We start from the raw sequence: 1,779 nt of genomic DNA on the forward strand, positions 1-1,779 counted from the left end.
AGCTTAAACTACTCGTTTCTTGGAGCGGTTATCGCCGGAAGTGCGACGGCTCCGGGCGTCAACGCTGGCGATCTCGCTGCGTCCTACAGTACGACGATCGGACATATTCAGATGGGCGGATCGAGCACAAGCGGTACACTGAGCTTTAACGATCCGTCGGTACTTAATCCGGCGGGTGGTGCATTTGGGTTTAGCAAACCGCTCGGGTGCATTGTGGGCGGCGGTTCAACATATAGTTACGTGCCGCCGTGCTACACCGCAGCGGGGGCAGCGGTTGCGAGTACGCTGCATATGGTGATAGGATCTTTCGTCGGCACTGGTGCGGCGGTAACCATTACGTTAAGTGGAGCTGCCGCGTTTTCGAGCCAATTTAGCTATACCGTTTACGGGACGACGTACTTCACGGCATCCGGTTCTTTGCTGGGCGTTCAAGCCTTCAATCAAGTTTCTGGGACGTTAATTACATGTAGCGGCAGTGCTACTACTACAACCACAACCTGGATAGCGATTGGCACCTAAGGCGTCGGCGTCGGTCCCGGTTCCACGTTGCAGAGATGCACCACAACGCAGGGCGTTGGGCTTGGCGTCGGATGCACGGGCAGCGATCCGCCCCCGCCGCACGCGCTGAGTACCAGCGCCGCGAGCGCGATCATCAAAAACAGTTTCATGGTTACACTTCCTCGATGGTCCAGCCATCGTCTTTGGTCCAAGTCGCTAAGTAAAATCGGAATGGGAATTGCTCGGCTGCGACCTTGAGCTTCACGAAAGAATCCTCACGCCGGAACGCCCCTTTGGTTTCGTGCATCTCCAACTCGCCGTTAGCAAGCATCACCGCGAAGTCCGGGGTATAGCGGGTGTCGTCGGCCAACTTGAGCGTGACCCCTTCGTAGCGAATCCAGGCAAGCTCTCCAGTGGCTCTACGGACTCGCAGGAGGTCGAAATACCGCTCCTCCGTCTTGTTCATCGTCGGAACCCGTAGACGCCCCTTAGAAACGATTCTCGATGGCAAAGCGCCCATTTTGCGGGCATCAGCCTCGCTGATCCTCATTGGAACACCAGCCAGCCGAGTGCCACGGCAGCAATGACCGCAATGACGATCGCTGCATTGGCACGCCCTGAAGCGGACATGCTTGGGTCAGGCTGGGTGCCGGGGAGAGGCTTCATACCGCGCCGCCCTGGGTCGGATCGCTGCCGGGCTTGACGAAGGCGTTCATAAGCGTGGTGGCATCGACGTTCTGCATGCCCGAGCGCATCATGAGCGCCAGGATGGCGGCGGCAATGCGGTCTGCACCGTTGAGACTTGCGGCCGGCAACTGCGCGTTGATGGCTTGGCGCACGTCATCGTAGGTCATTTGTCACCGTCCTTCTGTAATGGCTCGTCGCTCATTCGATACGATCCGCCCAATCGAAATCTTCGATTGGATCTTCAAGTTCGACGGTGGCCCAACTCGCTGGCACGGCGATTGTTAGCTTCGCGCTCGGACGGTACAGCAAAACAGCATCGCCGCGCTCAAGCACCTTGCTGAGGCGTTCCGTTGTTACGCCGTCATCGGCCGGTGTGTAGCCCATCATGTTTTTAGCCATGGTCATCTCCTAAGGTACGATTTCTCGCCGTTCGCGCACGGCTTGCACACGAGCGCGTTGAGGTCAACGACTTGGCGGCAACGCGAGCACGCCTCGTATTTCGGTTGCGCTCGATAGAAGTCGATGAGGTCTTTCTCGTTCTGTTTGACCATCTTGGTTAGCTCGGCGGCGTTGTCAAGCGGGAAGGCGTCGATC

At 58.0% G+C, this 1,779-nt stretch carries 6 protein-coding genes; 1 reads left to right on the plus strand and 5 read right to left on the minus strand.

Going from position 1 to position 1,779, the window contains the following annotated elements; translation table 11 throughout:
• The coding region (locus WCB02_RS38320) for a hypothetical protein (RefSeq protein ID WP_423967322.1) at positions 1 to 519 on the plus strand (519 nt) is incomplete at its 5' end.
• Here the strand turns inward: WCB02_RS38320 and WCB02_RS38325 are convergent.
• The 5 genes from WCB02_RS38325 to WCB02_RS38345 form a co-directional block, all read right to left on the minus strand.
• Positions 516 to 668 (minus strand): hypothetical protein, encoded by a 153-nt coding sequence (locus WCB02_RS38325; RefSeq protein WP_423967324.1) that lies wholly within the window; start codon positions 666 to 668, stop codon positions 516 to 518. The genes WCB02_RS38320 and WCB02_RS38325 overlap by 4 nt on opposite strands.
• Positions 669 to 670: 2 nt before the next feature.
• Entirely contained in the window at positions 671 to 964 is a 294-nt protein-coding gene (locus WCB02_RS38330; RefSeq protein ID WP_423967326.1) for a DUF1064 domain-containing protein, read from the minus strand.
• 196 nt (positions 965 to 1,160) lie between these two features.
• Positions 1,161 to 1,352, minus strand: a complete 192-nt coding sequence (locus tag WCB02_RS38335) for a hypothetical protein (RefSeq protein ID WP_423967329.1) — start codon at positions 1,350 to 1,352, stop codon at positions 1,161 to 1,163.
• Positions 1,353 to 1,383: 31 nt separating this feature from the next.
• Positions 1,384 to 1,584, minus strand: coding sequence for a hypothetical protein (locus WCB02_RS38340; RefSeq protein WP_423967331.1), 201 nt, complete (start codon positions 1,582 to 1,584; stop codon positions 1,384 to 1,386).
• 2 nt (positions 1,585 to 1,586) lie between these two features.
• Positions 1,587 to 1,779: hypothetical protein (locus WCB02_RS38345; RefSeq protein ID WP_423967333.1), on the minus strand; the 193-nt coding region annotated here is incomplete at its 5' end.

The sequence above is a fragment of the Bradyrhizobium sp. genome (assembly GCF_049581145.1).
GTDB lineage: Bacteria > Pseudomonadota > Alphaproteobacteria > Rhizobiales > Xanthobacteraceae > Bradyrhizobium.

Coding starts and splice junctions, on each gene's coding strand:
- WCB02_RS38325 (WP_423967324.1), bottom strand. CDS start 668: ATGAAACTGTTTTTGATGATCGCGCTCGCGGCGCTGGTACTCAGCGCG.
- WCB02_RS38330 (WP_423967326.1), bottom strand. CDS start 964: ATGAACAAGACGGAGGAGCGGTATTTCGACCTCCTGCGAGTCCGTAGA.
- WCB02_RS38335 (WP_423967329.1), bottom strand. CDS start 1,352: ATGACCTACGATGACGTGCGCCAAGCCATCAACGCGCAGTTGCCGGCC.
- WCB02_RS38340 (WP_423967331.1), bottom strand. CDS start 1,584: ATGGCTAAAAACATGATGGGCTACACACCGGCCGATGACGGCGTAACA.